Annotated in this window: 26 protein-coding genes and 2 riboswitches; of the genes, 22 read left to right on the top strand and 4 right to left on the bottom strand. The window is 43.1% G+C overall.

Features of this window, described 5'->3' with window-relative positions:
* The first annotated feature begins 40 nt into the window (after positions 1-40).
* The 15 genes from ndk (at position 41) to EJP82_RS04560 (ending at position 14,261) form a co-directional block, all read left to right on the top strand.
* Complete coding sequence (gene ndk / locus EJP82_RS04625; protein WP_127190870.1) at positions 41-484, top strand: nucleoside-diphosphate kinase; 444 nt, start codon at positions 41-43, stop codon at positions 482-484.
* On the top strand, positions 475-1,305 hold the full coding sequence (locus tag EJP82_RS04620; protein WP_127190869.1) for a CheR family methyltransferase: 831 nt from the start codon (positions 475-477) through the stop codon (positions 1,303-1,305). Before ndk ends, EJP82_RS04620 begins: the two co-directional genes overlap by 10 nt.
* 67 nt (positions 1,306-1,372) lie before the next feature.
* Entirely contained in the window at positions 1,373-1,540 is a 168-nt protein-coding gene (locus tag EJP82_RS27890; RefSeq protein WP_170220127.1) for a hypothetical protein, read from the top strand.
* A gap of 222 nt (positions 1,541-1,762) precedes the next feature.
* Positions 1,763-2,932, top strand: coding sequence for a chorismate synthase (gene aroC, locus EJP82_RS04615; protein ID WP_127190868.1), 1,170 nt, complete (start codon positions 1,763-1,765; stop codon positions 2,930-2,932).
* Positions 2,932-4,035: a 3-dehydroquinate synthase gene (gene aroB, locus EJP82_RS04610; protein WP_127190867.1), complete on the top strand. Its 1,104-nt coding sequence runs from the start codon at positions 2,932-2,934 to the stop codon at positions 4,033-4,035. Before aroC ends, aroB begins: the two co-directional genes overlap by 1 nt.
* On the top strand, positions 4,028-4,402 hold the full coding sequence (gene aroH / locus EJP82_RS04605; RefSeq protein WP_127190866.1) for a chorismate mutase: 375 nt from the start codon (positions 4,028-4,030) through the stop codon (positions 4,400-4,402). The genes aroB and aroH overlap by 8 nt, the downstream gene beginning before the upstream one ends.
* 543 nt (positions 4,403-4,945) lie before the next feature.
* Entirely contained in the window at positions 4,946-6,508 is a 1,563-nt protein-coding gene (gene trpE / locus EJP82_RS04600) for an anthranilate synthase component I (RefSeq protein WP_127190865.1), read from the top strand.
* 73 nt (positions 6,509-6,581) lie between these two features.
* Positions 6,582-7,622, top strand: coding sequence for an anthranilate phosphoribosyltransferase (gene trpD / locus EJP82_RS04595; RefSeq protein WP_127190864.1), 1,041 nt, complete (start codon positions 6,582-6,584; stop codon positions 7,620-7,622).
* Positions 7,612-8,451 carry an indole-3-glycerol phosphate synthase TrpC gene (gene trpC / locus EJP82_RS04590; protein WP_127190863.1) on the top strand — a complete coding sequence of 280 codons (840 nt, stop codon included), beginning with the start codon at positions 7,612-7,614 and terminating at the stop codon, positions 8,449-8,451. Before trpD ends, trpC begins: the two co-directional genes overlap by 11 nt.
* Positions 8,444-9,112 carry a phosphoribosylanthranilate isomerase gene (locus tag EJP82_RS04585; RefSeq protein ID WP_127190862.1) on the top strand — a complete coding sequence of 223 codons (669 nt, stop codon included), beginning with the start codon at positions 8,444-8,446 and terminating at the stop codon, positions 9,110-9,112. The genes trpC and EJP82_RS04585 overlap by 8 nt, the downstream gene beginning before the upstream one ends.
* A complete protein-coding gene (trpB, locus tag EJP82_RS04580; RefSeq protein WP_127190861.1) occupies positions 9,109-10,308 on the top strand; it encodes a tryptophan synthase subunit beta in 1,200 nt (399 codons plus the stop codon). Before EJP82_RS04585 ends, trpB begins: the two co-directional genes overlap by 4 nt.
* A complete protein-coding gene (gene trpA / locus EJP82_RS04575; protein ID WP_127190860.1) occupies positions 10,305-11,126 on the top strand; it encodes a tryptophan synthase subunit alpha in 822 nt (273 codons plus the stop codon). Before trpB ends, trpA begins: the two co-directional genes overlap by 4 nt.
* A 29-nt stretch (positions 11,127-11,155) precedes the next feature.
* Positions 11,156-12,253, top strand: coding sequence for a histidinol-phosphate transaminase (hisC, locus tag EJP82_RS04570; RefSeq protein WP_127191165.1), 1,098 nt, complete (start codon positions 11,156-11,158; stop codon positions 12,251-12,253).
* A 25-nt stretch (positions 12,254-12,278) separates the two neighbouring features.
* Positions 12,279-13,373 carry a prephenate dehydrogenase gene (locus EJP82_RS04565; RefSeq protein WP_127190859.1) on the top strand — a complete coding sequence of 365 codons (1,095 nt, stop codon included), beginning with the start codon at positions 12,279-12,281 and terminating at the stop codon, positions 13,371-13,373.
* Positions 13,374-13,757: 384 nt separating this feature from the next.
* Positions 13,758-14,261 carry a DUF2798 domain-containing protein gene (locus EJP82_RS04560; protein WP_127190858.1) on the top strand — a complete coding sequence of 168 codons (504 nt, stop codon included), beginning with the start codon at positions 13,758-13,760 and terminating at the stop codon, positions 14,259-14,261.
* Positions 14,262-14,342: 81 nt separating this feature from the next.
* Here EJP82_RS04560 and EJP82_RS04555 read toward each other — a convergent pair whose 3' ends face one another.
* Positions 14,343-15,278 (bottom strand): amidohydrolase family protein, encoded by a 936-nt coding sequence (locus EJP82_RS04555; RefSeq protein ID WP_127190857.1) that lies wholly within the window; start codon positions 15,276-15,278, stop codon positions 14,343-14,345.
* Positions 15,279-15,490: 212 nt separating this feature from the next.
* Here EJP82_RS04555 and EJP82_RS04550 point away from each other — a divergent pair, with 212 nt between their 5' ends.
* From EJP82_RS04550 to EJP82_RS04535, 4 genes are all read left to right on the top strand, one after another.
* Complete coding sequence (locus EJP82_RS04550) at positions 15,491-16,168, top strand: response regulator transcription factor (protein ID WP_127190856.1); 678 nt, start codon at positions 15,491-15,493, stop codon at positions 16,166-16,168.
* Complete coding sequence (locus tag EJP82_RS04545) at positions 16,165-17,541, top strand: sensor histidine kinase (RefSeq protein ID WP_127190855.1); 1,377 nt, start codon at positions 16,165-16,167, stop codon at positions 17,539-17,541. The genes EJP82_RS04550 and EJP82_RS04545 overlap by 4 nt, the downstream gene beginning before the upstream one ends.
* A gap of 69 nt (positions 17,542-17,610) precedes the next feature.
* On the top strand, positions 17,611-18,729 hold the full coding sequence (locus tag EJP82_RS04540) for an ABC transporter permease (protein WP_127190854.1): 1,119 nt from the start codon (positions 17,611-17,613) through the stop codon (positions 18,727-18,729).
* Positions 18,726-19,397 carry an ABC transporter ATP-binding protein gene (locus EJP82_RS04535; protein ID WP_127190853.1) on the top strand — a complete coding sequence of 224 codons (672 nt, stop codon included), beginning with the start codon at positions 18,726-18,728 and terminating at the stop codon, positions 19,395-19,397. The genes EJP82_RS04540 and EJP82_RS04535 overlap by 4 nt, the downstream gene beginning before the upstream one ends.
* Before the next feature lie 13 nt (positions 19,398-19,410).
* On the opposite strand, the gene EJP82_RS04530 is transcribed toward EJP82_RS04535, so the two are convergent.
* The 3 genes from EJP82_RS04530 to EJP82_RS04520 form a co-directional block, all read right to left on the bottom strand.
* The gene (locus EJP82_RS04530) at positions 19,411-19,881 is read right to left on the bottom strand and encodes a hypothetical protein (RefSeq protein WP_127190852.1); all 471 of its coding nucleotides are present in this window, start codon (positions 19,879-19,881) and stop codon (positions 19,411-19,413) included.
* Between the two features lie 36 nt (positions 19,882-19,917).
* Positions 19,918-20,403 (bottom strand): hypothetical protein, encoded by a 486-nt coding sequence (locus EJP82_RS04525; RefSeq protein WP_127190851.1) that lies wholly within the window; start codon positions 20,401-20,403, stop codon positions 19,918-19,920.
* A 63-nt stretch (positions 20,404-20,466) separates the two neighbouring features.
* Entirely contained in the window at positions 20,467-20,925 is a 459-nt protein-coding gene (locus EJP82_RS04520; RefSeq protein ID WP_127190850.1) for a hypothetical protein, read from the bottom strand.
* Positions 20,926-21,051: 126 nt separating this feature from the next.
* Positions 21,052-21,218, bottom strand: a riboswitch (cyclic di-AMP (ydaO/yuaA leader).
* 412 nt (positions 21,219-21,630) lie between these two features.
* Positions 21,631-21,818, top strand: a riboswitch (cyclic di-AMP (ydaO/yuaA leader).
* A 199-nt stretch (positions 21,819-22,017) separates the two neighbouring features.
* Between EJP82_RS04520 and EJP82_RS04515 the strand changes: the two genes are divergently transcribed.
* From EJP82_RS04515 to kdpA, 3 genes are all read left to right on the top strand, one after another.
* On the top strand, positions 22,018-22,431 hold the full coding sequence (locus EJP82_RS04515) for an HAD family hydrolase (protein WP_127190849.1): 414 nt from the start codon (positions 22,018-22,020) through the stop codon (positions 22,429-22,431).
* 127 nt (positions 22,432-22,558) lie between these two features.
* A complete protein-coding gene (kdpF, locus tag EJP82_RS28785) occupies positions 22,559-22,765 on the top strand; it encodes a K(+)-transporting ATPase subunit F (RefSeq protein WP_170220126.1) in 207 nt (68 codons plus the stop codon).
* Entirely contained in the window at positions 22,713-24,389 is a 1,677-nt protein-coding gene (gene kdpA / locus EJP82_RS04505) for a potassium-transporting ATPase subunit KdpA (RefSeq protein ID WP_127190848.1), read from the top strand. Before kdpF ends, kdpA begins: the two co-directional genes overlap by 53 nt.

Below are 24,389 nucleotides of genomic sequence, written 5' to 3'. Positions count from 1 at the left end.
GAAATGATGTAAAGAACGTTGAGAATTCGGGAGGGAAACCGTGGAACGAACATTTTTGATGGTTAAGCCGGACGGAGTACAAAGAGGCCTAATTGGCAGAATTATTAGTCGATTCGAGGACAAAGGATTCAAACTGGTAGCAGGAAAGCTTGTTCAGATTTCGTCTATCCAGGCACAAACCCACTATGCAGAGCACGAGGGCAAACCTTTTTTTGGCGAGTTGGTTGATTTCATAACTTCTGGGCCTGTATTTGCTATGGTATGGGAAGGTGATGATGTGATCGCTTTGTCACGGTTAGTCATTGGCAAAACGAAGGTTACTGAAGCACTACCGGGTACAATTCGTGGGGATTTTGCAGCACATACCCCATTTAATCTGATACATGGTTCCGATGGACCAGAAAGCGCAGAGCGAGAGATAGCCAATTTCTTTGAAGCGCAGGAACTCCTCGGATATTCCAAAAACCTTGACCTATGGATTTAAATCTAAAGTTTACACCATCCCTACGGGGGAACAGCGAAGAGCCAAAGGATCCAGATTATCTAGGTTTTATCCAGAATATTAAGAAACATACAGGCATCGATTTGGCTCAATATAAAGAAGCACAAATGAAGCGTCGGTTGACAACATTGCGTAATAAAAATGGGTTTTCAACTTTTGAGGCATTTTTCAGTGCGATGATGAGCAATAAGCCATTGTTTTATGAATTTTTAGATAAGATGACGATTAATGTATCCGAGTTCTGGCGTAATCCCAACCGCTGGGAAATGCTGAGAGATGTAGTTCTGCCAGAGGTGGCATCAAATAAATCACGTCTGCGGATTTGGAGTGCTGCTTGTTCAACTGGTGAGGAGCCGTACACTCTAGCGATGATTTTGGCAGACCTGAGACTATTAACGAATACATATTTGCTTGCATCTGACATTGATGACGGGGCGCTCAGCAAAGCAGCAGAGGGACTGTATGTTGAACGTTCACTCAAAGACGTGCCTCCTGCTGTTGCGAAGCAATATTTCAACCAAGAGGGCGCGATGTTTCGGATTGACGGTGCACTGAAAAAGGCGGTTACATTCAAGAAGCAAAATCTGTTACTCGATTCTTTCGAAGAAGGTTTTGATCTCATCGTATGCCGTAATGTCATGATCTATTTTACTGAGGAAGCAAAACAGGAATTATATCATAAATTTGCTAAGGCTCTGCGTCCTGGGGGCGTTTTATTTGTAGGTAGTACAGAGCAAATTTTCTCTCCGGCTGTTTTTGGTCTTGAAGCAACGGAAACATTTTTTTACCGCAAAAAAGCTTAAGAGCCACAGTATATTCTTCTTGTTCAATCCCGATACTGGAGAACATAAGCTATCGTGGAGGTTGGTCATGGATAAGAGAAAAGTAATTGATGCTTACCAACGTGGTTTTCTGACACCACAGGAGTGCGCTCAAGTTCTCGGGTTGGAAAAATCACAACTAAAGGGACTATTGGAGGACTTTCCAATGGAAACTCAGCGTACTGTAACATTGGATAATCACCCAGCTTCAGGATAGGTGAGAAAAATTAGAATATGTAGGATATATGAAGGCGCGTCGCTTGCTCTGCTACGGTAGAAGGAGCGGCGTGTTTTTGTTATGGGTATAGAAGTTCATGATGTATGCTGCACTTCTATTGGGTGTCTTCTTGTCAAAAGGAAGCGACCTATACTATAATGAGCAAAGAAATTATCGGATTTTAGCTCTTTACAGTTTAACAGTTTAAAGGGGGAACGTATTATGAGTTTACGTTACTTGTCGGCAGGGGAGACGCACGGTCCCCAGTTGACGGCAATTATTGAAGGACTACCAAGCAATCTGGAGCTTGATTTCGAAGCTCTTAATTTTGAACTTGCTCGTCGCCAGAAGGGTTATGGCAGAGGGCGCCGGATGCAGATCGAGAAGGATACAGTTAGTATCGTCGGAGGTGTTCGGCACGGTTATACGACAGGAGCACCGGTTGCGCTAGTTGTTGAGAACAACGATTGGAAGCACTGGCAGAAGATTATGAACATTGAGCCGATTGAAGGATCGGATGAGGAGAAACGTCGTGTACACCGGCCACGTCCTGGACATGCGGATTTGAACGGAGGACTCAAATATAATTTGAAGGACCTACGCAATGTACTGGAACGCTCCAGTGCAAGAGAAACCGCTATTCGTGTGGCATGTGGCGCAGTAGCCAAGCAGTTCCTAGAACACTTTGGTATCAGAATAGCCGGACAGGTTACTCGTATCGGTGAAATTGAAGCACCTCCACATAATTTGTCCATTGATGAAATGAGACGAGTGACGGAAGAATCTTCAGTACGTGTTGTTGATGCTGAGACAGAGAAGAAGATGGAGGCGTACATCGATCAGATTAAAGCTGATGGTGACTCGATCGGCGGAATTGTAGAGTGCATCGTTGAAGGAGTTCCGATAGGACTTGGCAGCCATGTACAATACGATCGTAAGCTTGATGGACGGATTGCTCAGGCGGTTATGTCGATTAATGCCTTTAAGGGAGTAGAGATCGGTATTGGTTTTGAAGCCGGTACACTACCAGGCTCGAAAGTACATGATGAAATTTTGCATAACGATGAACTTGGTTATCATCGAGGAAGTAATCGTCTAGGTGGATTTGAAGGCGGTATGACTAATGGTATGCCGATTGTCGTTCGCGGTGTGATGAAGCCGATTCCAACGCTTTATAAACCGCTGCAAAGTATCGATATTGATACCAAAGAGCCATTCACAGCGCAAGTAGAACGTTCAGATGCATGTGCCGTGCCAGCCGCGAGTGTAGTGCTGGAACACGTAGTATCATGGGAAATTGCTAAGGCATTCTTAGAGAAATTCGGCGGCGATTCCATAGAGGAAATTGAACGCAATGTGAAGGGCTATTTGTCACAATTGGAGAACTACTGATGAGAACATTACAGGTGGACTTGGGGGAACGTTCTTATCCGATATATATCGGTGGCGGCTTACTTTCTGAGGCAGGGGAATATTTCGAACGGCATCAGTTAGCGAAGAAAAGTCCCGTACTTATTGTCACAGATGATAATGTGGGGCCCTTGTATCTAAGCAAGGTGGAAACGTCGCTGCAAGATGCCGGATATCATACGGTTAGTAAGGTTGTAAAAGCCGGTGAGAAGTCGAAGTCACTTGAAGTATTTGAAGAGATCATGACTGTTGCAATCCAAAGTGGGCTTGATCGACATTCAGTAGTTGTTGCACTTGGTGGTGGTGTAGTTGGTGATTTAGCTGGATTTGTGGCTGCGTCTTATATGCGTGGTGTGAAGTTCGTGCAAATGCCGACAACCATTCTAGCGCATGATAGCAGTGTCGGTGGCAAAGTAGCGGTGAATCACCGACTAGCGAAAAATATGATCGGTGCATTCCATCAACCAGAAATGGTACTCTACGATGTGGACTCCCTGCAGACATTGCCGATACGTGATGTTCGCTCTGGTCTATCTGAAATGATCAAGCATGGACTGATCTGGGATAAAGAATTTACGGACTGGTGTCGTGAGCACACCGAGAAGTTACTCGCTCTAGACCCAGAAACTTTAGGTTATGGCTTAACACAAGGGTGCCGGGTTAAGGCTCAAGTCGTGTCTACGGATGAACTAGAGCATGGACTTCGTGCCATTCTCAACTTGGGACATACGATTGGACATGCGCTAGAGGCAACGGGTGGTTATGGACAATTTCTACATGGTGAAGCAATTTCGATTGGAATGGCTGCAGCAGCAAGGATAGCCGTGAACCGGGGAAGAGATCGCTCTCTATACTCGGATACGAAGGAATTGCTGGAAGGGTTCGGCCTACCTACTACGTTGCCAGTTGAAATGAATGAGGATGACATTATAGCGGCGATGATGCATGACAAGAAGTTTAAGGAGAATCAAATCATCTTCGTACTTCCAGTTGTCATCGGGGAAGTAGAAATTGTATCTGATGTCACTCTCACCGATGTACGACGAGTGATCCGAGAACTGAAAGAGGAGGGACAGCATGTATAACCGAGGAATTCGCGGGGCTACTACAGTATCCCACAACGAGGAACAGGAAATCCTTCAAGCCACGGCAGTCCTTTTAAAGGAAGTTGTGGAGCGTAACGAGATTAAGCCTGAGGATATCTGTAGTGTCTGGATTACGGTGACCCCGGATCTGGATACTACGTTTCCTGCTAGAGCTATCCGTGTATTGAATGGTTGGGACATGGTTCCATTGATGTGTTCAACTGAAATTCCTGTTAAAGGCGGTCTTCCTAAATGTATCCGGCTGCTCATTCAGACGAATACAATGAAGAGCCAGCGTGAGATGATACATGTATATCAGAACGAAGCCAAGAGCTTGCGTCCTGATTTGAGTACACCTGCTCAATAAGTAATCACAGAAACTGGTGGTTGCCAAATTGGTATAGCATAAGGTATATTGAAATTATATTTTTTAGGTAAGTTAGTTTTTATGAGATGTTTGAGACGAGTAGAGCTGAGTATAGTTGAGATGAGCAGAGTTGAGCCGAGGATAGTCCTAGTGTAAGTAGAGTTAGCATGAGATTCGAGATCTTGGTTGGAGGGTACTTTTGAATTCCTCTCCGAAGTGGGCTTGTTTGCCTTACTTTTATTCCATCGAATTTATTTGCTATACCTATTCATAACATGTGACTGTCAAACTGACTGCAAATCCAACCAACCTCTACTTCGGTAGAGGTTTTTTTGTTTGCTTTTTTGCTAACAGTGGTGGGGAAGTAACGAAGAGGAAATTTGGAGCTGGAGAAGCGAAGCGTTCGCCTTTATCCTCGGATTTCATCCGCTATCAGCGGTATAAATTCAAGAAATCTGAGGATAACAGCGATCGAAGGCCCAAATGTTCTCGTAGTTACCATAGTTCACCACAACCAACTTTGATGAAAAGGAAGTGAAAGACATGGCAACCCCGCAATTAGAACAAACCATTGCCTTAGCGAAAGATTATAATTTGATTCCCATCGTCCGCCCACTGCTTGCTGATATGGAAACCCCGATTCGTATTTTTCGCCGAATAGCACAAAGAGAACGGGCGTTTTTGCTTGAAAGTGTAGAAGGTGGCATTCAATGGGCACGGTATTCGTTCATCGGAACAGATCCATTCATGATGGTGTCAGCTAAGAAGGGCGAGGTTGTCATGGAGCGTGATGGGAAAAAGCAGACATTACCTGGCAAACCCATTGAGGAGCTCAAAGCGATCCTGCGGAATTATCGGAGTCCAAAGTTAGCAGAATTGCCTCCGTTTACAGGTGGAGCTATTGGATTCTTCGGATACGACCTTCTGCAGTATTATGAGAAATTGCCAGCCCATAAAGTGGACGATATGAATTTACAAGATATTCAGTTCATGTTCTGTGATCAAGTGATTGTATTCGATCATGTGAAGCAGCGGTTGTTACTTGTAACAAATGTTCATGTCAAGGAAGGCGATCGGGATTCGGACATCGCGAAGTCATACGAACTTGCCGAGCAAAAGTTGGATGAGATCGCAGAGTTGTTGCAACAGGAAGGACCAAGCGAGACGTTCAATACTCGTTCACTTCCAGCAGATGTGGAACTCGGAGATGTTCGTTCTAATCTGACGAAGGAGCAGTTCATTGCTAATGTGGAGAAAGGTAAGGAATACATCGCTGCGGGTGATATATTTCAGGTGGTGTTATCTCAGAGGTTCCATATAGAGACTGAGGTAGACCCACTACATGTCTACCGGATATTACGTACGATGAATCCTTCTCCGTATATGTATTACCTTAAGCTCGATGATGAAATCATCGTGGGAACTTCACCGGAGGCGCTAGTGAAGGTAGAAGGTGACCGAGTAGAGACAAGACCCATTGCGGGAACTCGGCCCCGAGGAGCTAACGCACAAGAGGATAGTGAGTTAGAAGCAGACCTACTGAAGGACGAGAAAGAACGGGCAGAACATCTAATGCTGGTCGATCTAGGACGAAATGATCTTGGGCGGGTATCGGAGTTTGGCAGCGTGAAATGCGAAACATACATGGAGATAGAGCGTTACTCGCATGTCATGCATATGGTTTCTAAGGTCTCAGGGAAACTGAGAGATGATAAAGACTTTTTTGATGCTTTTCTGTCCTGCTTGCCGGCGGGAACTGTATCAGGTGCACCGAAACTACGAGCAATGGAAATTATTGCGGAGCTAGAACGTGAAGCGAGGGGCACATATGCCGGAGCTATTGGTTACCTTGGCTTCTCGGGTAATATGGATTCCTGCATTACGATTCGAACGATCGTCTTTAAGCAAGGTAAAGCGTACGTGCAAGCTGGAGGCGGTATTGTATGGGATTCAATTCCGGAGAATGAGTATCAAGAATCGGTAAACAAAGCAATGGCCCTACTGAAAGCAATTCGGATGGCCGAAATGATGTTTCCGCCAAAATCGCTTCATGATTCCGTGATTAATCAAGATTATTTGTATGAATATAGTTCAGAGAACCGGTGATTCTTAGATTGAGCCTTTAAAATTTATACAAATTATAGCGAACTGTAGTGTGAGAAGAAGGGAGCAGAATACGATGAACGTAGACCATCCGGTACAAAGTGGCCTCAGTCGGCTGATATTAGGGGAGAACTTGGGGCGAGAAGAGGCCCGTGCAATAATGGAATCGATTATGAACGGTGAATCGACATCAGCACAAATTGGTGGATTGTTGGCAGCACTTCGTATTAAGGGCGAGACAGTGGATGAAATTACAGGTTTTGCTGAAGCGATGCGTTCTCATTCAAGTCGATTGCATACGGACACTAGACAACTGTTGGATACGTGCGGAACAGGTGGATCAGGCATTCATAAGTTTAATATCTCCACTACGTCCGCTATCGTTGCTGCTTCGGTATCAGTACGGGTTGCTAAGCATGGTAATCGTTCTGCTTCAGGGCGGGCTGGAAGTGCGGATGTGCTTGAAGCACTTGGCGTGAATATCCATTTGAATGCCGAGCAGGCGGAGCGTTGTCTGAATGATATTGGGATCTGCTTCTTATTCGCTCAGATATATCATCCATCCATGAAGTATGCAGCGGCCCCGCGTAAGGAACTTGGTATACGGACGGTGTTTAATATGCTTGGACCGCTGACCAATCCCGCAGGTGCAGACCGTCAAGTACTTGGTATCTATGATCGTAATAAGACAGAAACGATAGCCGAAGTGTTACGTGAGCTTGGATCTAAACGCGCGCTTGTTGTGACAAGTCAGGAAGGATTGGATGAGATTAGTATTTCTTCACCGACTCGTATATCGGAATTGAAAAATGGTGAAGTGGTAACTTATGATCTCCATCCGCATGATCTGGGACTTGGCACTTACCAATTGGCGGATATGATCGGTGGTGATCCTGCAACGAACGCTGATATTATTAAGCGTGTACTGCAGGGTCAAAAGGGGGCGTATCGGGACGTGGTTCTTGCGAATGCGGGAGCCTGTATCTACGTTGCAGGAATCGCCAAGGATATTCGCGAAGGAGTATCTATAGCTGCGGAAGCGATCGATTCCGGCAAAGCACTAGGAAAGTTAGATCAGCTTATTCAAACAACGGAGGACATTAGTTATGTATCTTGATCGTATCGTAGAGACAAAGAAACAAGAAGTAGAGTTGTTAGCGAACGCCTTCTCATTAACAGAGGTTGAACAAAGGATCTCGCAGCTTCCGCCAACTCACGGATTCCATCGTGCACTTACCGTAGGACGCAAACGTGAACTTGGCCTGATAGCGGAAGTTAAGAAGGCTTCTCCTTCGAAAGGTCTAATTCGGCCGGACTTTGATCCTGTTAAACTTGCTTTGGCATATGAAGCTGCAGGTACGGATTGCATTTCTGTGCTGACGGATGAAGTTTATTTTCAGGGTAGCGGAGCATATCTTACGGCAATTCGTGAGGCGGTTAGCGTTCCACTATTGCGTAAGGATTTCATCATTGATGAACGTCAAATTTATGAGGCTAGGTTACTAGGTGGAGATGCTATACTGCTTATCGCCGCTATTCTTAGTGATACTCAGCTTAGGGACTACATGCAGCTTGCTGCTTCGCTTGGACTTGATTCGTTGCTCGAAGTTCACGACCGTGTGGAATTGGAGCGTGTACTCAGTCTTGGAACAGCGAAATTGATTGGGATCAACAATCGGAATTTACGTACATTTGAGACGTCCCTTGGGACAACGGCTGCTTTGGTTGAATTGGTACCTGCTGGAGTGACATTGATCAGTGAGAGTGGCATTGTGACGCGGGAGGATGTTGAATATCTTGCCGCCAATGGAGCACAAGGAGTACTCATCGGTGAAACATTTATGCGTAATGAGCAGGTAGATCGAGCCGTTTATGAGTTGATGGGACCTCCTAGGGTTAACAAATTTACGGATGCTGTAGAGGAAGGAAGCCTTTCCCATGAGTGATGTTATCTTAAAAATTTGTGGACTTCAGTCCGTTGAAGTGCTAAAATCTATGATAAACTTACCCATTGATTATCTGGGTTTTGTGTTTGCAAAAAGCAAGCGCCAAGTTACCAGTTCGCAGGCTGTTGAACTTCTATCTGTTCTGAGTGAATGGACGTCTAGCCACAATCCAGAGAGCGTTGGAGTGTTTGTAAATCCAACCATAGAGGAACTCCAAAGTCTTCTAGCTGAAGTTCCACTTGATGTACTTCAACTACATGGTTCGGAGAGTCCAGAATTTTGCCGTGAAGCAAGCGAACTCTTTGGCATCAAAATATATAAGGCATTCTCAGTGCGTGATGACGAATCAATTCATGTAGAAGAGATACTGGAACGATATAATGGAGTGTTGGATGGCATGTTGCTTGATACTTACGATCCACATTATGGTGGAGGATCGGGTGTGACATTCCGTTGGAATTTAGCCGCGCCATATCAAACATGGGCCAAAAATCAAGTCATTCCTTTTCTAGTGGCGGGAGGACTTCATGCCGGTAATGTAGGGGAATTGATCAATACTTTAGCCCCTGATGGCGTGGATGTTTCAAGTGGTGTAGAGAGCGATGGAGTTAAGGATATAACGAAAATTACAGCATTTGTAGAGAGGGTGAAAGGGATATGACGCAAGTACCAGATGAACACGGGCGTTTCGGCCCTTTTGGCGGAAGGTATGTGCCAGAAACATTGATGAATGCGCTCATTGAACTGGAGAAATCTTACCGACATTATGAAGATGATGCCGAATTCCAAGCAGAGATTAGTTACTTGTTGAAGCAATATTCAGGTCGGGAAACGCCACTATATTATGCTGAACGTTTAACTGAGCACTTGGGTGGTGCAAAAATATATTTGAAACGTGAAGATTTGAACCATACGGGTGCGCATAAAATCAATAATGCTATCGGACAAGGAATTCTGGCCAAACGTATGGGCAAGAAAAAGGTAATTGCGGAAACAGGGGCTGGTCAACATGGTGTTGCAACGGCAACGGTAGCTGCTCTACTAGGTCTTGAATGTAAAGTATTCATGGGCGAAGAAGATACGAAACGTCAGCAACTTAATGTATTCCGAATGAAATTGCTCGGTGCAGAAGTAGTGCCTGTACTGTCCGGAACTCGGACCCTAAAGGATGCTTGCAACGAAGCGCTTCGTTATTGGGTCAGCAACGTGCATGATACTTTTTATATCCTTGGTTCAGCGACAGGTCCTCATCCATATCCCATGATGGTTCGCAACTTCCAACGTGTTATTGGTGATGAGACGCGTCGTCAAATTCTAGAAGCCGAGGGCAGACTGCCGGATATGCTAGTTGCTGCTGTAGGTGGTGGAAGTAATGCAATTGGGATGTTCTATCCGTTCGTAGAAGACACGGACGTTCAAATGGTTGGTGTAGAAGCGGCTGGTAGAGGCGTGGATACAGAATTTCATGCGGCGACGATGACGAAGGGGACAAAAGGTGTTTTCCAAGGTTCACTTAGTTACCTCCTGCAGGACGCCTTTGGTCAAGTGTTGCCAGCGCATTCCATCTCGGCGGGACTGGATTATCCAGGGATCGGGCCTGAGCATTCGTATTTAAAAGATATTGAACGTGCAAAATATTATCCAATAACCGACAAAGAGGCGTTGGATGCACTGCATCTACTCAGTCGGACGGAAGGGATTATTCCCGCATTGGAATCCGCACATGCCGTTGCACAGGTAGTTAAGCTAGCTCCAAATATGACTAGGGACGATCTTGTGGTCATCTGCCTATCCGGGCGTGGGGACAAAGATGTTGAATCGATTATGGCGTATACAGAGGGTGGGGGGATACTATGAGTGTGATAACCTCGAACTTGTTGGACGAAACGTTTGTGAGACTTCAAGAAGAAGGTAAAACAGCGTTCATTCCATTTATCACAGTAGGAGATCCAGATCCAGCTACAACGGTAGATATTATCGTAGCTTTGGAGCAAGCCGGTGCTGATATTGTTGAACTGGGCGTACCCTACTCCGATCCACTTGCGGATGGTCCGGTGATCCAGAGAGCTTCAGAACGAGCTCTAGTTCGCAAGATTACGATAGATACTTGCTTTGATGTTGCTCGCGAGACTCGAACACGTGGTGTAAATATGCCATTCGTATTGTTCACTTATTATAATCCTGTCCTGCAGATGGGATTAGATAAGTTCTTTTCTTCCATGCAGGCTGCTGGTATTAGTGGACTAATTATTCCAGATCTACCGGTAGAGGAATCGGGAGAAGTACTTGCACTGGCTGACGCAGCCAATGTAAGCCTCGTTCCGCTGGTTGCTCCAACTTCGCAAGATCGTATTGCCGTCATATTGTCCAAAGCACGTGGATTTATTTATTGTGTATCCTCACTTGGAGTAACAGGAGAGAGAGCTACGTTCCATGAAGGTTTGGAGGCTTTTATTAAGTCCGTCAAAGAAATGAGTGATTTGCCTGTTGCGATTGGATTTGGCATTTCGAATGCTGAACAGGTGAGACAATTCTCGAAAATTTGTGATGGAGTTGTTGTCGGGAGTGCGATTGTGCGTAAAATAGAAGAGAGCGTTCCTTTGTTGCAACAGGGGCATTCGAAAGAAGAAGGATTGTTGCAAATACGTGATTTTGTGAGATTATTAAAATCATAAACTGATAAAGAGATAGAGGAGGAATCATGATGTTGGCGAAACCCCAAATCGTTAACCTTCCGGTATACCAACCAGGTAAGCCGATTGAGGAAGTGAAGCGAGAGCTTGGTCTGGATGAGGTTATCAAGCTTGCTTCAAATGAAAACCCTTATGGTTGTTCACCCCAAGTCCGTGCGGCGATTGAAGCGGAATTTGCACAAATCAGTGTCTATCCAGACGGTAGCGCTGCTGAACTGACGGAGGTATTAGCAGGTCATTTGGGAGTAAACCGGGGCCAAATTATTTTTGGATGTGGCTCGGATGAGATTATTGCTTTGATTGCTCGGGCTTTCTTTATTCCTGGGGATGAAACCATCATGGCAGACCAGACATTCTCGGTGTATAAGTCTAACGCAGAGATTGAGGGTGCGGTTGTTATCGAGGTTCCACTACAAGATGGAACGCATGACTTAGATGCTATGTTAAGTGAGATTAACGATAGAACCAAGATCGTATGGATCTGTAATCCAAACAACCCTACGGGGACGATTGTTTCGGATAACGCTCTTACCACTTTCCTAGACTCTGTACCGGATCATGTGCTGGTTGTGTTGGATGAAGCCTATGCTGAGTTTGTAACGGATGAAACTTACACGGATGGAATTAGTCTTCTAAGTAAGTATCCTAATGTGATCGTCCTTCGGACATTCTCCAAAATTCATGGTCTTGCTTCGCTTCGTATCGGGTACGGTGTGGGACAACCGGAAATTATCCAGTTGATTAATCGGGTACGTGAACCGTTTAATACCTCGAGGATTGCACAAGCAGCTGGAAAAGCTGCCATTGCGGATGAACAGTTTGTTAAGGATTGCCGGGAGAAAAATCGCAGTGGTATTGAATATTTGTATGAACAATTTAATGCGTTGGGTCTATCATACTTCCCAGCACATGGAAATTTCATCATGGTTGATGTGCAGACATCGGCAGTAGATATGTTCCAAGCATTACTTCAACTTGGTGTGATTATCCGTTCAGGATTTTCAAAGTATCCTAATTATATAAGAGTGTCCGTTGGTTCAGCTGAGCAGAACGTGAAGTTCATTGCGGCTTTGAAACAAGTACTAAATAAGAAGAAAGCACATGTATAATTAAGTTAGGATTGAGTGAGGGAATATGACAACAAAAATCGCAATATTTGGCGTAGGATTGATCGGTGGTTCGTTGGCACTATGTTTAAAAGGAAAGCCTGGTATTACAGTAATCGGGCATAGTCATAGACCAGAATCCATGAAAAGAATTATGGAGCGCGGCGTCGTAGATGTCGCGACTCTTTCTATGGAAGAAGCGGCGTGTGATGCCGATTTTATTTTTTTATGTGTTCCTGTGGGTAATCTAGAGTCTTACTTAAAGCAGCTAACCGAGCTTCCTTTGAAACAAGGATGTATTATTACAGATGTAGGAAGCACAAAGGCGGCAGTGGCAACCTGTGCAGAAGGTTTCTCACATCCAGGTGTCCATTTCATCGGAGGACATCCGATGGCTGGCTCAGAGCGTTCTGGAGTAGAGGCAGCTTCTTCGCTACTATTCGAGAATGCCTTCTACGTTTTAACTCCATCTCCAGATGTGCCTGAAGAGGCTTACACTCGATTGGAGCAACTCCTGACGCATACAAGAGCACAGATCGTCAGAGTTGAACCGATGCTTCATGACGAAATCGTGGGTGCAATCAGCCATTTACCACATATTATCGCGGTGGCACTTGTCAATCAGGTTCGCGATTACAATGAGAACAATGAACTGTACCGCATGTTAGCAGCCGGGGGGTTCCGGGATATTACCCGAATTGCTTCTAGTGATCCGATCATTTGGCGGGATATCCTACTCAGCAACCGAGATGTATTGCTATCCTTACTGCGGGATTGGAATCAGGAAGTCGGCGGATTCATCTCTATGTTGGAGGGAATGGATGGCACTGGAATTGAAGAAGCGTTCAAGAAAGCAAACATGTTCCGCAGTGAACTTCCTGAACGACGTAAGGGTGCAATAACTTCGCTCTTCGATATCTATATTGATGTCCCTGACCATCCAGGTATTATCGGTCAAATCGCAACGGAACTGGGTGTTCGCCAAATCAATCTAAGTAACATTCAAATTATTGAAAGTCGGGAAGATGTACCTGGTGTCATGCGTCTGTCCTTCCGAAATGAAGGAGAGATGGATCGAGCCAAAGAGCAACTTCAGACTCTTGGATACACGGTTCACATGTAATAATTTTCAAGGCCAGAAATGGCTTTGTATCAATAAATGTAAGCGCTAATAAAAATCTATTGACAGAATGAAAACGTATACAATATAATAGAAGTACAGTATGGTTTCTCTCCACTCCTATCCAATAATTACCGCTCGAAATAAGCGGTGGCCACTTCGTTAAGAAGTGGTCTTTTTTTATTTTCTAATAATAATAAACTTGTATTTGATCATCTCTCTGATTGGATATTAATAAATTTTAAGTAAAAAATCCTGACATTCATTTGAAGAAAATGTTATGATTATATAATCAGTGTGTAGAGATATTGGTCTTTTCTATTGTCCAAAAATATATGTCTCATGATACGTCTGCCATCTGAAATATTATTCGCGGAGATGACAAACATGTTAAGAGAAACAAGACTACCTAGAAATTCAAAAGAAGGCATTTTATTTTTATTGATTATTTCAATCATTTCAGTAAATACTATTGCCCCTATTATTGTGGGATTGGAACGTGGTTTCAGTAGGGAAGTGTATATAGATACACTAAAGATTATTCCGTTCATGTGGATAATCGTTGTTTTATCGGTAAGATTAATTGCAGGACCGGTTGTTGGGAAATTGATGCCCAAATTCATAGGACAAACCGATGGATTTAATGCTAGGGTACTATTGAATACTTTATTGAATGTCACAGTGTTATCTATTTTACTATCGATTATCGGTACTTGGGTTGGGACGAAACAAATAAGCCTAGAACCACTTAAGAACTTCCTTCACATCTGGCCAAGAAACTTTGCTATAGCATTTTGGATTGAACTGTTGGTTGCACAGCCGATAGCAAGATTTGTAATGAAAACATTACATGCAAAACAGGATCGTAAAACAGAAAGTGTAGATGCGTAACTAGCTAGGACGTGGTAGACGAATATAGATATTTAGGGAACGTCCATGGTGGGCGTTCTCTTTTTTATCCACTTAACAATATTAGAATGAATTTAATCCTTGTAATCGGATTATATTGAGTTCTTCCGCAGTAAATAATCCTGTTTTATATAAAGTCATATAATCATCGCTTACGCTTTGATCAAAAATTAACATGTCATCGCTGTTTATAGTTACTTTCACTCCCTTATCAAACAACTGACGGATAGGGTGACTTTTATAATCACTTACCCTGCACAACATCACATTACTTGAGGGACAGATATTTAATTGAATATCTCTTTCCACCAGTTGTTCCATTACGTAATCTGAATACACTGAGTTAATACCATGCTGTATTTGGTCTAATCCCAACATATTTACCGCATGAATAACGGATTCGGCATCACCAAATTCACCTACATGTGCTTTTAAAATGAAATTATGGTCTCGTGCCTTTTGATAAATATTCTTGAAATTATCTAAACTTTGAGTGTCATCGCCAACGATATCAATGGATTTAAAATAGTCGTGGCTTAGCAACTCTTCAAATTCTTCTTCAACAGCATAAATATCATTAGTTCTTGGATAGCAGATTTCCGGGATAAACTCTATTTGTGGAGCAATTGCCAAATGAATGTTATGTATGGCGTCAATAAATTCTTTTAAACTTCCGTTGTAATGAACTTTATCACCTGTTCCAAAACTCATACATAACAATTGGATCCCATCATCAAGGGCCTGTTGAAAAGCAGCCTCAATTCGTATAACAAAACCCGCTTTACCTATACAAAGTGACTTCACATGGGTATCATACCAATGTTGCATCGCATTTAACGACTCAAATTTGGGTGGCTCCACAATCGATGTGTTCGACCATGCTTCAATATATTTTCTGTTACCACCTCGTGCAGCATGGTTATGTAGATCACTTTTGGGAGCTTGACGTAATAAGTCGATGTTATTGTTTTCGAGTGCCGAAATAAATGAATCTGTCATAAGCTTATTCCCCCTCTACCTATGTAAATAAAAACAGCGTAGCAGATTAAGGGGATTTTGGGTGTGCGAAATGTAGGTACTAAGGGGTGCGAATTAATTTTTGAAAATAAAGAAATATAAGTTACACTAAATAACAGTGATCGTATAGATATTTGGCCCATGAGGCGGTCATCGATCGTCAGTAATATTACAGTTCGTTAGGAGTTGGAACGGTGAAAAATCTATTAATCGCAGATGATGATCCACATATTCGTACTTTATTAAGACATGTATTAACTAATGAAGGGTATTTCGTATTGGAAGCCAAGGATGGCAAAGAGGCTATTGAAAAAATGAAAGAGGCTACGGTTGATTTAGCCATTCTCGATGTCATGATGCCACATATCGATGGCTTGGAACTTTGCCAGCATATCCGTGAGAATTATGATATTCCGATTATTTTGCTGACAGCGCGTCAACAATTAAGTGATAAGGAACAAGGGTATTTGCGTGGAACAGATGATTATTTAACTAAGCCGTTTGAACCTGATGAGTTATTATTCCGGATACGGGCATTGTTTCGCCGCTACTCGATTGCTTTTGAGGACAAGATTCGTTTGAAGGAACTTGTGATTGATCGTAAAAACTATGAGGTTACGGATGGGAAAGATATGCTGTTATTGCCCGCAAAGGAATTCGAACTCCTAGCCCAGTTAGCTCAGTTTCCAGGTCGGCTCTTCTCGCGAGGAGAATTGATTGAGTTAGTGTGGGGGTTTGATTATGAAGGTGATGAACGAACAGTTGATGTACATATTAAAAGGCTGCGGGGAAGATTTGCCGATTACGAGGATAGCTTCATTATTCGTACTGTTAGAGGTGTAGGATATAAATTGGAGCTGGTGAATACATGAAGTCTTTATATGCAAGGATGTGCATTGTATTTTGTTCGATGATTGTCGTGAGCTTTCTTCTCGGATTTCTGTTATCAAACGGCTATTATCATGTAAAGATAAAACCTCAAAATGATAAGAAATTAACACAAATGGCGTTGAACTTACAGAAATTTAGTGAAGAGCATCCGAACTCGATTGATGAATACCTTAGTAATGCTGCTTCGCTAGGATATCGAATATACTTGACGGACAATAAAGGGGATGAACGTTTTTTTGGTAACCCCTTTAAGAGTTATGATTTGAAACAGGAGCAATTACAGCATGTATTAGACGGAAATATTTTTCATGGTGTCGCTGAGTATAAGGCCAATTTGTTTATTACAGGATTCTTTGATAGTGAAATAGAAAATGCGATAGGTGTACCTGTTCAAATCGAACATCGGACTTTCGCCATGTTTATGCGTCCAGATGCTAATGTGCAATTCGGTGAATTGCGAGTGTTCTTTGCACTGCTCTTAGGTGCGGCCGTTTTATTTAGCTTTCTCTTCTTAATGATTAGCATTCTTCATATCGTAAGACCGATTTCACGGCTTACTGTGGCTACCCAAGATATTGCCAAGGGGAAGTATAACTTGAGAGTGCAGACTCGAAGACGTGATGAGATAGGGCAATTAGCAAATAGTTTTACAATAATGAGTCAAGAACTGGAACGGACTGAAAGAGCGAGACAGGAATTTGTTGCTAACGTATCTCATGAAATCGAATCTCCACTTACCTCTATTCAGGGGTTTGCTACTACACTTAAGGATCAATCGATAACACATGATCAAAGGGTTTATTATCTTTCTATTATAGAAGAGGAGAGCAGACGGTTATCCTTACTAAGTAAGCAATTATTGACGTTATCCACCTTGGACTATGATTCAAATACATTGCACATGAAAACATTTAATCTTCGCGCCCAAATTCGCCAAGTCGCTCAAATCATGGAATGGAAACTTACGGATAAGGAATTATTTCTTAAATTAAGTGTGCCTGACATGAATTTATATGGGGATGAAGATTTATTGCATCAAGTATGGATGAATCTCATTTCAAATGCGATAAAACATACTCCGGCTGGCGGTAAGGTGATGATCGCTGCAGAAGTTCAGGACAAGCACTGCATTGTTACTGTATCCGATACGGGTGAAGGCATTGCTGAGGGGGATTTACCTAATATCTTCGACCGTTTCTTTAAGGTGGATCGGGTGCGAACTCGTGAAAGTAACGGCACGGGGCTCGGACTTTCCATTGTTCAAAAAATTGTTCATGCTCACAACGGGTCGATTCAAGTAGCTAGTAAGCTAGGAGAAGGAACCGTATTTACCGTGACTTTGCCGTATTTGTAATTTGTTATTCATATTCCGTTCATGTTTCCCTCCTAAACTAGAGTCATAGAGACAAGGAGGGAAATTTTTATGTTCTTAGCACTAAGAGAAATGCGTCACTCGAAGGTTAGATACATTTTTATAATGGTCATTATGTTGTTAGTCTCTTTTCTGGTTCTATTCGTAACCGGTTTGGCGAAGGGACTTGCTGACGCGAATATCTCGGCAATCGAAAGTATGTCAAATAATCATTTCGTGATGCAGGGGGATGCGGAGCAGAAATTTAGACGTTCGCAACTGGGTGAAGATGATTTGAACAAAGTCCGCTCGATTGTAGGAGAAGAGAACGCAACTCCAATTGCAATGCAAATGAGTGCAGTTACAGTTGAAGGACTGGATACGAAATCGGATGTTACCTTTTTTGCAGTAGATATGGCAGGAGCACTCTCACCTAAAGTTGTGGAAGGTGAAGCTGTCACCAATGATGACAATGGGAATGTCTTGGTGGATTCTAAGTTAGCTGATGCAGGATTGAAGATTGGTAGCACCATTAAAGATCAATCGACGGGAATGACTCTGACGGTTACGGGAATTGTCAAAAATCAGTCCTATAGCCATACTCCGGTTATTTTTATGAATATTCATGACTGGCAAACCATGAAAGGGCTGATGTCTCAGGACCCTGAGATATTGAAATCATCCCTGTTTAATGCTATTGCACTAGATGTCACTTCTGATCAAGCAACGGCGTTATCGGGGAAAGTGGACAACTTGGAAGTGATGACACAAAAAGAAGCTGTTTCTAATATTCCAGGTTATGCGGAAGAGCAAAAATCACTCTTGCTGATGATATCCTTTTTATATGTTATTGGTGCATTCGTTCTAGCAGTCTTCTTCTATGTCCTAACGATTCAAAAGACCAGTCAATTTGGGATATTGAAAGCCATGGGAACGAAGACAGCATATCTCGCAAGAAGTGTGGTAGGACAGGTTTTAATCTTATCTGTTGTAAGTCTTAGTCTGAGTCTGTTGTTGACATGGGGATTAATGTCAATCCTTCCTGAATCCATGCCGTTCCAGATGAATCTGTCTACCGCTTTATTAACAAGTGGTCTGTTTGTGGTCACGTCCTTGTTAGGATCACTTATTTCAGTAACTCAGGTTGCTAAAGTAGATGCATTGGAAGCTATTGGGAGGGTTGGAGCATGAGTTCAAAATTGATAATGAAGCAAGTTACAAAGACCTTTGGTGACGGAGATTCAACGATCTCAATCCTTAACCGTTTAAACCTCGAAGTTAATGAAGGAGAGTTTGTAGCTGTTCTTGGTCCTTCTGGTTCTGGTAAGAGTACGTTCTTGTCAACGGCGGGTGCGCTGTTATCTCCAACGAGTGGAGAGATCATTCTGGACGGAGAGTCTCTGACTGGAAAAAGTAAGCAGGAGCTTACTTCAATTCGTTTGCACAAAATTGGCTTTATGTTTCAAAGCGCCAATCTACTGCCTTATTTAAAAGTGCAAGAGCAGTTGTTATATGTGGCAAGGCTTACTGGGATGAATTCCAAGGAAGCGAAAGACCGTTCCGAGCGTTTATTGAAACGTCTGGATATATGGGAACGTCGTAATTTTTATCCTGAGAAGTTATCTGGAGGGGAGAAACAACGGGTAGCTATAGCTCGGGCATGGATGAACAATCCTGCGATTCTGTTCGCAGATGAGCCAACAGCCAGCTTGGATTTCAAGCGAGGTAGACAAGTGGTACAAATGATAGCTGATGAAGTGAAATCAGAAGGTAAATCAGCTGTCATGGTTACGCATGACGAGCGAATGTTAGAGTGGTGTGACCGTGTGTTGCACTTACAGGATGGAGTGCTTGTGTAAAGAATTCATTCACTTATATTTTTAAAATAGGGGTGTTCCACAAACCATGTGAATGGTTACTGGGATGCCCCTTTTTGTTAGCTTGTTCACGTTCTTTTCTAAGCTGCGCTTTCAGTATAGGAACACTTTGCCCAAGTATGCATTGAATATCGGCTAAGGGGAGCTTCATCCCGTACCATAGAAACTTCAGGACTCTCTCGTTAAGAGCCTCAGTAGATCGTAGGGGATCGCTCGTCAGTCCTTCAGAGCATTGACGTATACAAAATTGATAAGCTTGCAAAGAGAACTGACGAGGATTCCAATCCGCTTGAGAAAAGGGCTCGTAGAGCTCCAAAAAGGTACACGTTGTTACTTCTTCCGCTGCAACGGATTCTTCCAACATCACATAACTAAGGGAGTATATTGAATTCGCGTACTTGTGTACGTATTTGGCATACATCTTATTGTTACTATGGAGTTTTCGTAGTAAGGGAGACGTGTTCATTGCAAAAGTCCTCTCTAAAGAAAAATTGTGATAAATTTATAAAATCGAGAAGTAAGCCGTAGATTTATTGATTAAATTCGTTGTATTTAGATCAAAGTGAGGCTGCTTCGGGATTAAGACCTTCGGCAATGCTTTTAATAAAATTGAATGATTGCGGTACTCCCATAATTCTGAACCCACAGCAATTCTATACTGTACATATTTGACTTGAGCAAGTTTCAGTAAGGCAGTCTGAACCAATTTAAACTGATTTTTTGCCCATTCAGAGTCTTTATGGCGAACAATCTCCAACGCCTCTTCAAGTGTACGGTTCCGGATATTCATTAGGAAGGAACCCCACCTAATTAAATCCACTGCTGTATCATCCGCAGAAAGGATACATTCAGCAAAGCCACATTGTTTACCACAAGAAAGCTTAAGGACAACATGCCAGCATCGTTCTGATTGTCCGGTCCCACTCAGAAGAAATGGGGGAGAATCAAAAGCAAAGAGTTCTATTTGCGAAAGTTTATTCTGATCCATTTAGCGTTCCTCCTGAGGATTCCATAAGTTTAAGATCCACATTATGGGTGAATTTAACCTTTTCTATAAAAGCGAACAGTTCGGATTCACTCTCACAGACAGCAGTATGCTCCAGTGCTCCAGCCATATCCGATATCTCTTTTTATGAATAGCAGATAGATGTAAAGGAAAGATCTTGCGAGATCTTACGATATACCAACCGGAGGCAACATCCTTCCAAGGTGCTCTAAAGACATTGGAGAGTGGAAATCTGAGTCGTGTAGACCAATCCTGTTTCTGCTGCTTATCCCGAATGCTTCTATACACCTCGCGTACAATGTTTGGATCCATGCATTTCTCACAAGATGAATGGTTACTAAACTGGCGAAGCACCTCTATTTTGTTCTCACCAAATCCGTAACCCACAATATATCGCTGATTATTATCCTCATACCATAGCGCCCCGAAGCATAAGTAGCTTAGACTTACGGGTTCAAGCATGTTTTGATGTATCCCCAAATAATAAACCTTTTTTTCATTCAAAGTGACTCATCCCTTTGCAACTCTTTCATTGTAGGCATCAAAAAAACCGCAGACAGAGTAGGACCTCTGCTGCGGTTTGCGATTACAGGGACAAATAAACCTGACGCAAATGCGTGGCGAATGAAGGGTCTCTCTCTATGCGCTTACGAGGTTAGCTGTCGGATTCGGGCGGTGAGAGTCGCCCTACCTTATGAGACTACAAATCATCTCCTTCGGATTCACCCCAGTAGGCCTTATCGGCCTGATGGTTCCCCCGTTTCCCGCGGAACGCGGTAATTCAGCGTGTGTTCCTCAGAATGATACTATGGCTTGAATCCTTTTGTAAAAGTCAAAAGTTATCTCTTAAGTCAGGGTTAAACCAAATTCGGGCAACAACGGAGAAAAAATGGACTAAAAGCATATATGTGACCTATTACAAGGCCTCTACCTCTCTCAGGCTCGGTTTCTTGATTTATAGGTTTTTGAGTGGTCAAAGTCCCCATTTTCTATTCTGTATTAAATTTATCACAATCATTACCATTTTCGCGATAATCATTGCAAACTCACGAAAATAAGAGAGATAAGGAGTATAGATATCAAGTAAGCGCTCTCCAATATGTATTTAGTTTCGAATTTGCATTTTTTTGGCAACAATCGCATTTTACAATAAATCAGCTTGAATGTATGATTACTCCTGTTTCCATCACACAATTCAAAAAACAATCGAATATTTATCCGCTTAATTTCCGTTAAGGAAAGCGGGGGAACCAACAATGGGCATCCGATGTGAGAGTCGGAGCCGATTATGGGGTGAATCCTGTAAATGATGCATGAGTAGTGCATTGATACAGGTAGGGCGACTCTCACCGCCCGAATCCGACAGCTAACCTCGTAAGCGTATGGAGAGAGGATGAGTGCAATGTGACGGCTTTTGAGTCACAGAGGATTTCCTCTGTGGCTTTTTGTTGTGCCATTTTATGAAAATTATTTACAGGTACCGTCTAATGACGTGACACAGTGATTAGGAACTGTGTCCGAAAATGATGACTGATCAAAGGATCGTTCGGAGATTTTCGTTGCCTCCTTATGTGCTTGAGAAGGGAAAAGATAGAGATGGCGAAAGAAGAATATGTAGTTGTATGGGCACCAACAAAGGCCGGAGAAAATTTCATAAAATTATTGAAATTCAAAGGCATTAAGGTATCAGGGATAACCAACAGCCAAATGGGCAAAAGTCGGCTAGAAGAATTGGGAATCGAGCATTGTATTTTGGCAGATACGAGTCATCCGAATACGTGGAATCTCCCGCCGTTCCCGGTAGGAAGAGTATATCTGTTTGAGAGCAGCCTTACGTTATGTTGTCGTTACATTCAGATGTGCCGCTCATGGACGAGAAAACCCATTTTTGTAATCACAACTTCTATAAATCCGCGATTAGTGTATAAGGGGCTTGGGGCGAAATATGTAATTTATTCTCACAGCGGTGATGTGGCCTTTCTGGCAGACAAATCCGCCCTATTAGAATAATGAAAGGAGTGTGATGAACCATGATGGATCTGTATATGGTGGTTGCATTAGCAGTTATATACGGTTTGTTTTATGGATTTACGACTTGGTGCGAACGTGTAATTGAAGATACGGGGAGGAATGAATTGTGATTCTGATTATCTCGATTACCTTTTTATTGTTCCTATATTTAGTGTATGCCTTGATTTATCCGGAAAAATTTTTATTTCATAATAACGTAACTCTAAATATTGTAGAAGTTTTAGGCAATATAAGCCTAATTATAGGAGGGTCAGTCATTCATGGGCATTTTACAAATCATAGTGGTAATCGGAATCTTGCTGTTACTGGTTAAGCCGATGGGCACTTATTTATTTCATGTATTTTCCAATGAGCCGAATCGTACGGATAAATGGTTTTCGCGTATTGAAAAGGGCATCTATTCCTTGATTGGATTGAAAAAACGGGATCGAATGTCTTGGAAAAAATATGCGATGAGTTTTATTTTGACCAATATCGTATTGGTAGCTTTCAGTTATATTTTTCTTAGATTGCAGCGGGGATTACCGCTAAACCCGAATGGAATCGGGGGCATGGAGCAGACGCTTTCTTTTAATACAGTAATCAGCTTCATGACGAATACGAATCTACAGCATTATAGCGGTGAAACGGGGCTTTCCTATTTCTCGCAAATGGCGGTCATTACGATGATGATGTTCACCTCGGCGGCTAGTGGTTTCTCGGTTGCTGTTGCTTTTGTCAGAGGGATAACCGGGCAAAAGTCGGTGGGAAACTTCTTCGAGGATTTTGTCAAAGCACATATCCGTGTATTCATTCCTTTAGCGTTACTGGTTACCCTAGTGTTGGTAGGATTACAGGTACCACAGACGCTGAAGTCGACACTGGAGGTCGCTACACTTGAGGGGCAAACTGGGCAAATTGCCATCGGCCCGGTTGCATCACTAGAATCGATCAAGCATTTAGGTACTAACGGAGGAGGGTTCTTCGGTGCCAACTCAGCGCATCCATTTGAGAACCCGAGCCCACTTACCAATGTAATTGAAATGCTCTCGATGTGGTTGTTACCGGCATCCCTACCGTATATGTTTGGACTGTTCGCTAAGAACAAGCGTCAAGGTTGGGTGATTTTCACCGCGATGATGACGTTATTCGTCCTGCTACTCTCGCTGAATTTTTATGCCGAAAGCAAAGGGAACCCCGTCATTAACGCCATGGGAATTGACTCATCGCAGGGCAGCATGGAAGGTAAAGAGGTACGTTTCGGTATACCACAGTCCTCGCTGTTTACTGCTGTAACAACTGCGGCGACCACAGGTAGTGTTAACAATATGCATGATACTCAGACCCCACTGGGCGGGATTACCCCACTGGCGTTGATGATGCTGAACAATGTATTTGGCGGCAAGGGTGTCGGGCTAATCAATATGCTGATGTATGCCATCCTGGGCGTGTTCCTCTGCGGTCTGATGGTCGGTAGGACACCAGAATTTCTCGGACGAAAGATAGAAGCGAGGGAGATGAAACTGATCGCGATCGCGATTTTGGCTCATCCGCTTATTATTCTCGTACCTACGGCCGGGGCCTTTCTGACTGATCTCGGTAAAGGTGCTATTACGAATCCCGGCTTTCATGGGTTGTCTCAGGTATTATACGAATATGTTTCTTCTGCCGCTAATAACGGCTCGGGTTTTGAAGGACTTGCGGATAACACATCCTTCTGGAATATCACCACAGGGATCGTCATGTTGCTAGGACGATATATATCGATGATAGCCATGCTTGCAGTAGCAGGCTCCCTGCTCCGCAAGAAGCCAGTTCCAGAGACAATCGGTACTTTCCGTACAGACAATCACCTATTCACGGGTATTCTGATTGTTACGGTACTAATTATCGGTGCGCTGACCTTTCTGCCGGTCATCGTGCTTGGTCCGATTGCAGAATATTTGACCTTAGGATAG

Source organism: Paenibacillus anaericanus (genome assembly GCF_003994475.1).
GTDB lineage: Bacteria > Bacillota > Bacilli > Paenibacillales > Paenibacillaceae > Fontibacillus > Fontibacillus anaericanus.
Note: the sequence above shows the minus strand (reverse complement) of the source record. Positions and strands in the feature narration are given on the sequence as shown.

Excerpts from the sequence above, each read along its gene's own strand:
- EJP82_RS04620 (WP_127190869.1), top strand. The coding sequence starts at position 475 with ATGGATTTAAATCTAAAGTTTACACCATCCCTACGGGGGAACAGCGAA.
- EJP82_RS27890 (WP_170220127.1), top strand. The coding sequence starts at position 1,373 with ATGGATAAGAGAAAAGTAATTGATGCTTACCAACGTGGTTTTCTGACA.
- aroC (WP_127190868.1), top strand. The coding sequence starts at position 1,763 with ATGAGTTTACGTTACTTGTCGGCAGGGGAGACGCACGGTCCCCAGTTG.
- aroB (WP_127190867.1), top strand. The coding sequence starts at position 2,932 with ATGAGAACATTACAGGTGGACTTGGGGGAACGTTCTTATCCGATATAT.
- aroH (WP_127190866.1), top strand. The coding sequence starts at position 4,028 with ATGTATAACCGAGGAATTCGCGGGGCTACTACAGTATCCCACAACGAG.
- trpE (WP_127190865.1), top strand. The coding sequence starts at position 4,946 with ATGGCAACCCCGCAATTAGAACAAACCATTGCCTTAGCGAAAGATTAT.
- trpD (WP_127190864.1), top strand. The coding sequence starts at position 6,582 with ATGAACGTAGACCATCCGGTACAAAGTGGCCTCAGTCGGCTGATATTA.
- trpC (WP_127190863.1), top strand. The coding sequence starts at position 7,612 with ATGTATCTTGATCGTATCGTAGAGACAAAGAAACAAGAAGTAGAGTTG.
- EJP82_RS04585 (WP_127190862.1), top strand. The coding sequence starts at position 8,444 with ATGAGTGATGTTATCTTAAAAATTTGTGGACTTCAGTCCGTTGAAGTG.
- trpB (WP_127190861.1), top strand. The coding sequence starts at position 9,109 with ATGACGCAAGTACCAGATGAACACGGGCGTTTCGGCCCTTTTGGCGGA.
- trpA (WP_127190860.1), top strand. The coding sequence starts at position 10,305 with ATGAGTGTGATAACCTCGAACTTGTTGGACGAAACGTTTGTGAGACTT.
- hisC (WP_127191165.1), top strand. The coding sequence starts at position 11,156 with ATGTTGGCGAAACCCCAAATCGTTAACCTTCCGGTATACCAACCAGGT.
- EJP82_RS04565 (WP_127190859.1), top strand. The coding sequence starts at position 12,279 with ATGACAACAAAAATCGCAATATTTGGCGTAGGATTGATCGGTGGTTCG.
- EJP82_RS04560 (WP_127190858.1), top strand. The coding sequence starts at position 13,758 with ATGTTAAGAGAAACAAGACTACCTAGAAATTCAAAAGAAGGCATTTTA.
- EJP82_RS04555 (WP_127190857.1), bottom strand. The coding sequence starts at position 15,278 with ATGACAGATTCATTTATTTCGGCACTCGAAAACAATAACATCGACTTA.
- EJP82_RS04545 (WP_127190855.1), top strand. The coding sequence starts at position 16,165 with ATGAAGTCTTTATATGCAAGGATGTGCATTGTATTTTGTTCGATGATT.
- EJP82_RS04540 (WP_127190854.1), top strand. The coding sequence starts at position 17,611 with ATGTTCTTAGCACTAAGAGAAATGCGTCACTCGAAGGTTAGATACATT.
- EJP82_RS04535 (WP_127190853.1), top strand. The coding sequence starts at position 18,726 with ATGAGTTCAAAATTGATAATGAAGCAAGTTACAAAGACCTTTGGTGAC.
- EJP82_RS04530 (WP_127190852.1), bottom strand. The coding sequence starts at position 19,881 with ATGAACACGTCTCCCTTACTACGAAAACTCCATAGTAACAATAAGATG.
- EJP82_RS04525 (WP_127190851.1), bottom strand. The coding sequence starts at position 20,403 with ATGGATCAGAATAAACTTTCGCAAATAGAACTCTTTGCTTTTGATTCT.
- EJP82_RS04515 (WP_127190849.1), top strand. The coding sequence starts at position 22,018 with ATGGCGAAAGAAGAATATGTAGTTGTATGGGCACCAACAAAGGCCGGA.
- kdpA (WP_127190848.1), top strand. The coding sequence starts at position 22,713 with ATGGGCATTTTACAAATCATAGTGGTAATCGGAATCTTGCTGTTACTG.